10 protein-coding genes are annotated in these 8504 nt (G+C 35.2%); all 10 read right to left on the bottom strand.

Going from position 1 to position 8504, the window contains the following annotated elements; translation table 11 throughout:
* Positions 1-242: 242 nt before the first annotated feature.
* Complete coding sequence (locus tag HMPREF3023_RS09175) at positions 243-389, bottom strand: FeoB-associated Cys-rich membrane protein (RefSeq protein ID WP_083315502.1); 147 nt, start codon at positions 387-389, stop codon at positions 243-245.
* On the bottom strand, positions 376-2538 hold the full coding sequence (gene feoB / locus HMPREF3023_RS03480) for a ferrous iron transport protein B (protein ID WP_070700754.1): 2163 nt from the start codon (positions 2536-2538) through the stop codon (positions 376-378). The genes HMPREF3023_RS09175 and feoB overlap by 14 nt, the downstream gene beginning before the upstream one ends.
* Position 2539: 1 nt before the next feature.
* Positions 2540-2779, bottom strand: coding sequence for a FeoA family protein (locus HMPREF3023_RS03475; protein ID WP_070700752.1), 240 nt, complete (start codon positions 2777-2779; stop codon positions 2540-2542).
* 2 nt (positions 2780-2781) lie between these two features.
* The gene (locus tag HMPREF3023_RS03470; RefSeq protein ID WP_316716230.1) at positions 2782-3045 is read right to left on the bottom strand and encodes a FeoA family protein; all 264 of its coding nucleotides are present in this window, start codon (positions 3043-3045) and stop codon (positions 2782-2784) included.
* Between the two features lie 612 nt (positions 3046-3657).
* Positions 3658-4671, bottom strand: coding sequence for a zinc-ribbon domain-containing protein (locus HMPREF3023_RS03465; RefSeq protein WP_070700747.1), 1014 nt, complete (start codon positions 4669-4671; stop codon positions 3658-3660).
* 10 nt (positions 4672-4681) lie between these two features.
* Positions 4682-5227, bottom strand: coding sequence for an NYN domain-containing protein (locus HMPREF3023_RS03460; RefSeq protein WP_070700745.1), 546 nt, complete (start codon positions 5225-5227; stop codon positions 4682-4684).
* A gap of 12 nt (positions 5228-5239) precedes the next feature.
* The gene (rlmB, locus tag HMPREF3023_RS03455) at positions 5240-5947 is read right to left on the bottom strand and encodes a 23S rRNA (guanosine(2251)-2'-O)-methyltransferase RlmB (protein WP_070700744.1); all 708 of its coding nucleotides are present in this window, start codon (positions 5945-5947) and stop codon (positions 5240-5242) included.
* Positions 5944-6705, bottom strand: a complete 762-nt coding sequence (gene thyX, locus HMPREF3023_RS03450; RefSeq protein WP_070700742.1) for an FAD-dependent thymidylate synthase — start codon at positions 6703-6705, stop codon at positions 5944-5946. The genes rlmB and thyX overlap by 4 nt, the downstream gene beginning before the upstream one ends.
* A complete protein-coding gene (locus HMPREF3023_RS03445; RefSeq protein ID WP_070700740.1) occupies positions 6702-7109 on the bottom strand; it encodes a Mini-ribonuclease 3 in 408 nt (135 codons plus the stop codon). Before HMPREF3023_RS03445 ends, thyX begins: the two co-directional genes overlap by 4 nt.
* Positions 7094-8491, bottom strand: coding sequence for a cysteine--tRNA ligase (gene cysS, locus HMPREF3023_RS03440; protein ID WP_070700737.1), 1398 nt, complete (start codon positions 8489-8491; stop codon positions 7094-7096). Before cysS ends, HMPREF3023_RS03445 begins: the two co-directional genes overlap by 16 nt.
* Positions 8492-8504 lie beyond the last annotated feature (13 nt).

Genomic DNA, 8504 nt, shown 5'->3' with positions numbered 1-8504 from the left:
GTTTAGAAAAAGAATTATGTTTGCTTGTAAGTAGTGATAGGAAAACGGAAAAATTCACAAAACCCCTAGGAGTTTTGTTGCTATGCTTATTTTTAATGGTTTTTTTGTTATTTTAGATTTGATAGTTTAATTAGCGTCTAAGTGTTGATTTTTAAATGAAAAGAGAGACTCGAGTTAACGAGTCTCCCCAATATTTGACATAGAGCCAAAAAGAATACTCCCTAAGAAGTATTCTTCAAAAATTATTTTTTTAATTCATGACTAGGACATGCAGAGTGACAAGAATCACATCCACAGCCACATCCATCTTTTTTACTAAAAACTCTTCTTCCTGCAAGTACAAGTGCAAGAATAATTACTAGACCAATAACAATATTAATTGGATTCATACTTTACCACCTCGTCATTTTCCTTGTTTGAAAAATTTTTATTTTCAAGCTTTGACCTATCCTTCCTAAAGAGTAAATATCCGTAGATAAATAATACTACTACTGCAAGACCTGTCATTAGGTTAAAGGATCCGCCTTCGATTACTCTTCCAAATTGGTAAATCATAAAGGCAACTGTGTAAGAGAAAAGTAATTGGTAACCAATTGCTATTCCAAACCACTTATTTGAACCCATTTCTTCTTTTATTGCTCCCGTTGCTGCAAAGCAAGGAACTGTAAGTTGATTAAAGAAGACAAAGGCAAAGGCTGATGCCACAGAGAATTTAGAAGCTACAAGAGCAACCATGCTGGAATCCTCTGCTCCAACTTCTCCTATACCTGCAAGAACTCCATAAGTTCCTACTACAACTTCTTTGGCAACTAGGCCAAGGATTGTAGCAACACTTGCCATCCAATCTCCAAATCCAAGTGGAGCAAAGATTGGTGCAATAATTTTACCAAATCCTGCTAAAATTGAATCTTCTGGATCTGCATTGAAATCCACGAAGTGTCCTGATACAGAAATACTCTTTAAGAACCAAATTACTACTGTTGCAAGAAGGATTACTGTACCTGCCTTAACAATAAAGGCCTTACATCTAAACCAAGTTGCTTTAAAAATATTTCTTGCACTTGGCATATGATATTCAGGAAGTTCCATTACAAAAGGTGCAGGATCTCCTGAGAAGTACTTAGTCTTCTTTAAGATTATACCTGAAACAACTATTGCCATTATCCCTCCGAAGTACCAAATAGGTGCGTACCACCAGCTGCCACCTAAGAAGGCAGCAAACATGGCAATAACATCAAGCTTTGCACCACATGGCATGAAGGAGGCAGTCATTATTGTCATCCTTCTGTCGTTGTCTGACTCAATTGTCCTTGTTCCCATAATGGCAGGAACTGAACAACCTGTTCCCATAAGAATTGGAATGAAAGACTTACCTGATAGACCAAACTTTCTAAATACCCTGTCTAGGATAAAGGCAATTCTTGACATATAACCAATATCTTCAAGGATTGCAATAAATAGGAATAAAACTGCAATTACTGGTAAGAAACCAAGTACAGCCCCAACACCAGCAATAATACCATCAACTAATAGTGATGTTAAAAATTCTGATGTGCCAGCATTTTCCAAAAATCCTCTAAAGTTTTCGCCAATAATTTCTGTGAAGAAAACGTCATTTACCCAGTCAGTCACTGGACCTCCAACGAAGTTAATGGCAATTATATAAACAAGAGTTATAACTCCAACAAAAATTGGAATTGAAAGGAATCTGTTTGTGACAATCCTGTCGATTTTGTCAGAAGTTGTCATTCCCTTTCTTCCCTTTTTCACGGTGTCCTTTGTAACATTCGAAACAAAGTTGTACCTTCCATCTGTGATAATTCCCTCTCCATCGTCATCATATTTTTCTTCAGCTTCTTCAATAATTTCTTCAAGCCTTCTAGTTTCTTTGCCGTAAAGAGGATATTCTTCTATTATTTTTTCGTCTTGTTCAAAGAACTTAACTGCAAGCCATCTCTTAGCAGGATTGTCCTTGATAACAGAAAATCCTTCGATTTCCTTAATATATTTTTCTACATCTTCTTCAAACTCTTGATAAGTCATCTTCTTTTGACCTGCCACTGACTTGGCAGTTTCAATTAACTTATCGATATTTTCATTTTTAAGAGCAGAAATCTCAACAATCTTACAACCAAGATCTTTTTCTAATTTCTTGATGTCAATGAAGTCGTTGTTCTTTCTCACAACATCCATCATATTTAGGGCAATCACAACAGGGATTCCCAGTTCAAGCAGTTGAGTTGCTAAAAATAAGTTTCTCTCGATATTTGTTGCATCAACAACATCTATAATTACGTCAGGTCTTTCATTTACAAGATAGTCCCTTGAAACAACTTCTTCCAAAGTGTAGGGAGAAAGGGAATAAATTCCCGGCAAATCTGTAAAGTGAACTTCTTTATCTTTTTTATACTTACCAGTCTTTTGTTCAACAGTTACCCCTGGCCAGTTACCAACATATTGGTTGGAACCAGTTAAACTGTTGAAAAGTGTGGACTTACCACTATTGGGATTACCAGCAAGTGCAATAGTTATTGCCATCTTAATCCTCCTTTTCTATTTCTTCGACAGAAATCAGTTCAGCATCAGCTCGTCTTAGGCTGAGCTCATAATTTCTTATATTAATTTGAATAGGGTCACCTAGGGGTGCAACCTTTCTTATGTAAACCTCAGCATTTTTTGTTATACCCATGTCCATAATCCTTCTCTTTAGAGGACCTGTACCATTAATTTTTTTCACTCTATAGTATTTTCCTACTACTGCATCTTTTAAAGTTTGCAAGCTCACATCTCCTCTACCATAATTTTTCTAGCTATATCCTTGCCAATTGCAACTCTTGCATCCTTAATGGAAACAATTAAGTTGCCGTCATTTTCATTTACAACTTTTATAACTGCGCCCTTAACAAAACCGAGATTTGCCAGGTGAGACTCTGTTACATCACTGTTCCTAAGAGTCTTAACCCTTAAAATCTTAAAATTTACATTTAAGGGAGCCATTAATAAGCTAAGCATTTGATCACTCGTTTCTAATTTATATAAATCCATTAAACTTAAATCAATATTTGAATTTGATTATCATTTGCTTAATTATTATAACATAGGTAATTGAAAATTTAAATCAATTCCCCAATTTTTTTAAAAAATTGAATATTTTTAAGATTGAGAATATTTTTGATTTCTCTTTCTTATGTTGCCTTGTATATTATAATTTTCTTTTTTTATTGGCCAATATAATAGAAGAATTTTAATAAGAAAGGCTCGTTTATTTTTTGTTAGATAGTAAATTTTAGTAATTTCTTTAATTTTTATTGCCTGATAAATTTTTATAATCTATTTGAATTCTATTACTTAATAATTTCTTATAGCTTATTTGAACTCTATGGCCTAATGAATTTTTAATTCTAATAGCCTTACTAATACTTGCAGGGCCATAAACTTTTACAAGTTTATAAAAATTTGTGACCTTGTATTTTTTATTAACTCTATAAGCCTTAATAGGTCTATAATTTTTTATAACTTACCTATTATTTAAAGCTCAAACTTTTTTACTGTGTCACTTGTCTTTTCTAAGTCCATAATTGTTTACGACTTCATAATTTTTATATCAAAGAAAATATTCCAATAAAAAAAGACAGCCTCTCGACTGTCTAAAATTTATTATTTTGCTTCACCATTTAAGGTTCTGTAACTTATCCATCCATTACCTACATTACACCAAGTTCTTCCATCAGCTCTTTTTGTGTCGTAAACGTAAACTGGGTCTCCCTTATGAAGAACATAAGAGATAGTGTAGGCAAATCCTGGTCCACTTCTCACATTGGCCTTGCCTGATGTTACAAATTGATAAGTGCCAATAAGACTTGATACTTCACGGTTTTGAAGTTTCTTTATTTGAGCTTCTAACTCATCAGCTCTTGCTTTTTGCTTTGTGGCTTCACTTTCTTCTTGAGCCTTCTTTTCGTTGTTTGTCTTTTCAAGATTTATATCTTCAAGCATTTTTTTAAAGTCTGCGTTTTCGGGATCAAGAGCTATATATTCATTTAACCTATTGATGGCCCCGTCATAATTTTTGCTGGATTTTAACTGATTTATTTCTGCCTTCATTCCAGCGTAGTTCTTTTCAATAAGGGCGTCAACTTTTTCTCTTAAGTCATCGTCTTCTTCCACTTGAATATCCTTTAGGTTGGCAAGTGACGCTTCATAATCTCTAGCCTCATATTTTTTATTAGCCTTATTTAGAAGTTCCTTATTTTCTAAGATTTTGTCAATATTGTTAATTTCGTCTAAGTACTCTTTCTTAGAAGACTTTTCATAAAGTTGGCTAAATTTTTCTCTGGCTTCCTTATAATTTTTGGCCTCAAGATTAGCCCTTGCAGATGTCTCAAGTTTTGAGTATTTGTATTTGCTAAATCCAAAATTAAATATTAGGGAAAAAGCCAATAGTCCAACAACTACTAAGCCAAAAACTAATCCCTTTTGCTTAAGGCTCATGGAGTCATCTTTGAAGGAATTATTATTTACTATTTTATCATGGTCTTCTTCATAATAATCCTGCTTATTTTTTATTATTTCTGTTTTAGAAAAATCTCTATCTTCTCTCAAATCGTGACCACATTCCATACAAAATAAAGCATCTTCCTTATTTTCTTTTCCACAATTTTTGCACTTCATCTTAAACCTCCTAACTATTCTTTTTCGTCATATCATGTTTTAATTTTTTAAGCTTATGAATTATATCTTCATCAAGAGCTGTAACCCTTTCTTCCTTTAGTTTCTTGGCCACATAGTTAACCTTGTTCTTAGAATTATTCACTTCAGCTTCAAGCTCCCTTGCTGAAATCCTAGTTCCACCACGAGATAAAATTATCTGCTGCTCTACATTGTCGCTTGTAGCTACCCGAACATTGGTGAGCTTGCCTATTTCATCAAGTTGCCTCTCAATATAGTGGTCTGCCGTTTCAAATTCCTTGGTAAAGATTACATCAATTCCATCTCTCTTGTAGGTCTTGCCGCCAGATTTTTTCACCAAGTAGGCATCAAAGACTAGGATGATGTGCTCCTTTGTTGAGTGAGAAAATTCAATCATAGTGTCTATCAATTCATTTCTCGCATCTTCAAGAGAGACATTTTTTAATTCAATTAAGGATTGCCAAGAATTTATTATATTGTATCCATCGACAAAGAGATAATTTACATCCCTTTTGTACCTACTCTTCCGCCTTCTCATTTTTATGCTCTGTTATCTTCTAATCTCATACATGACAATTGCTGCTGCTACTGATGCGTTAAGTGAGTCGAAGTCAGAAAAATTTGGAATAGTTATAATCTTGTCGGAATTCTTCAAAATATTTTTTGAAACTCCCTTACCTTCATTGCCTATAACTATGGCTGCCTTGCCAGAGAAGTCACATTCCCTTATGTCTTCTCCCTCAAGGTCTGTTGCATATATCCAAAATCCCGCTTCTTTTAATTTGTCAATGGATTGAGAAATATTTGAAACCTTGCAGACATCAATATCATAAATTGCTCCAGCAGAAGATTTTACCACAGTGTCATTTACTGTTGCAGCCCTCCTGTTGGGGAAGATTATAGCATCAACTCCAAAGAAATTGGAACTTCTTGCAATGGCTCCAAAATTGTGAGGATCTTCTATCTTATCTAAGATGAAAATCCTTGCATCTTCCTTGCTTTCCAATTTTCTTATTAGGTCCTCAAGCTCAATATATTCAAAGTCACTTACAAGGGCCACTACTGCCTGGTGGTTTTTTGTGCCAGCAAGTTCTTCTAGCTTTTCATTGTCACTTGTAACTGCAGGGATCCTTGCATCTCTAGCCATGCCAAAGATTTTCTTTATAGATCCACTGGCATTTTTCCCTACATAAATTTTTTCTACTTCTTTATTTTTAATGGCCTCCATAACGGGGCCTCTTCCGTATATATATTTCATTTTAAATTCTTAAACTTCTCTCTAATTTCCTTTGCCTTGCCACAAGTCATCTTTCCTTCAGGGCATGGTCCACTTACACAAGCCGGTCCTTGGTCCCTAAATAATAGCGGGGCAACTTCTTTTACTTCTCTTAGCATTTCTGTTGCAAGTTCTCTTATTTCCCATTGGGCCCTTTCACAACATCTCACAGTGAAGAAGTGCCTTAGGGTTCTTACATTCATTGTGACAACAATTTTTGTCTCACAAGCATTAGGGAAGACATACCTTGCATCTTCTATGGACATTTTTTCCACAGACTTCCTTGCCTTGGCTTCATCCATTCCTTCAGCTATAAGGGGTCTTGCATTTTCTTCTACTAATATGTCAACTAACTTGTCGTAGTCCTCTTGATCCCTCTTCATAGCTTCTATAAAAACTTTTTTTGCTTCATCATTTTTTTCTATTTGAGGTGGAATAATATATTCAAAGGAATCAAGTTTTACATACCTTTGAGATTGTTGTGAATAAGAGGCAAGTCTGTGTCTTACAAGTTGATGTGTGAGAGTTCTTGAAACTCCTTCTATGGCAAAGGTAAAGCTAACGTGTTCTAGTGGAGATAAGTGAGAAAAAGACATAAGTCTATCTAAAAACTTTTCTGTAGATTCCTCTGTCAAATTTTCTGTAATCTCTTCAACACCAACTCTTGAATAGCAAAGTTTTGCAGCTGCAGCAATGGTCTTGTCTGGATCCATTGTGTGCGAAATAATTTTTACCTTCATCCTATCATCTCCTTAAATAAATCCCTAATCCTATCGTATCTCTTTAAGAGGTAGAGGTAGCCAAAAAGGGCCTCAACTCCAGTTGCAATCCTGTAGTCAATTGGATCTGCGTTCTTTGGCACTGTGTGAGACTTGGCGTTTCTTCCCCTCTTAAAAATCCTGTATTCATCCTCTGTCAAGAGGTCTTCTATCTTTTCAAAAAGCTCTCTTTGGCCCTTGGCCCTGACATATTTTATACTTTCCCTGTGAAGCTTGTTGGGGTTCTTTCTTAGATCTAGGATTTCACTCCTAACTAAGATTTCAAAACAAGCATCACCTATGTAAGCTAGAGCAAGAGGACTTAGCTCCCTTACCTCAGCTTCACTATAATTTTTAACTTCTAAAAAATTTAAATTCTCTTCCAAGTTGTTCCACTTCTCGTATCTTCTATTTCAATGCCCATGTTCTTCAACTCATCACGGATTTCATCAGCCCTAGCGAAGTCCTTGTTCTTTCTTGCCTCATTTCTTTCCTTGATAAGTTCTTCAATATCATTTGATATTTCTTCTCTTTCTTCTTCCATAATTCCAAGAACCTTAGTTAGTTTCTTTAAAAGTTCTAAGGATTTTTCTAGGATTTCTTTTGAAGAATTTTCGTCTAAGTTTAAGTTGATGTCCTTAACTAAGTCAAATATTGCTGTAATTGCATCAGCTGTATTTAGGTCGTCTTCCATAGCTGATTCAAATTTTTCAATATGCTTGTCATAACCCTTTAATAAGGCTTCTTCATCTTCTGTCATTTTTTCTACAGAAGTTTTTTCTATAGCATCTTCAAGCTTGTACTTTGCATTGTAAAGTCTTTTGCTTGAATTTTTTGTCTGTTCCATTACTTCTCTTGAGAAGTTAATTGGTGAACGGTATTGAGTTGTCAAAAGGAAAAATCTCAAGACTTCTAGGTCAAATTCTTGGGAGATTTCCCTAACTGTGAAGAAGTTGCCCTTAGATTTTGACATCTTCTCATTATCAACAGTTATCATTCCATTGTGAATCCAGTAGTTGGCAAAGGGAACGTCGTTGCAAGTTTCTGATTGAGCAATTTCATTTTCATGGTGAGGGAATTGTAGGTCCTCGCCACCTGTGTGGATGTCTATGTTGTCGCCAATAATAGTCTTTGCCATTACAGAACATTCAATGTGCCAGCCAGGTCTTCCTTCTCCCCAAGGGGCCTTCCAGAAGGGTTCTCCTTCTTTTTTATTCTTCCAAAGGGCAAAGTCTTGCGGATTTTTCTTATTATCATTTACATCAACCCTGTGGCCAGAAATTAGGTCTTCAAGATTTTTTCTTGAAAGTTTTCCATAGTCTTTGGCGTGACTAATGTCAAAGTAAACATCACCATTGGACACATAAGCTGCACCCTTGTCTACAAGAGTTTGAATAAAATCAATAATTTCATCAATGTGTTCAGTCGCCCTAGGGTTTATAGTTTCATAGTCATAAAGGTGGAGGCCACCTGCATCCTTTTTAAATTCTTTTATATATCTTTCGGCAATGTCAGAAACCTTAACACCTTCATCATTTGCCTTGTTGATCATCTTGTCGTCAATATCTGTAAAGTTAACTACAAACTTAACCTTCATCCCCTTGTAGTCAAAGTACCTTCTCAAGGTATCAAATACAACAAGAGGTCTTGCGTTACCAACGTGGATAAAGTTATAAACAGTTGGACCACAGTTGTAGATTCCAACTTCGCCCTCCTTAATTGGCACAAAGTCTTCTTTTTTTCTCGTTAGAGTATTGTATAATTTCATAAATCCTCCTATA

This window comes from Peptoniphilus sp. HMSC075B08 (assembly GCF_001815405.1).
Classification (GTDB): Bacteria; Bacillota; Clostridia; order Tissierellales; family Peptoniphilaceae; genus Peptoniphilus_A; species Peptoniphilus_A harei.
This window is presented reverse-complemented; position numbering and strand designations above follow the sequence as displayed.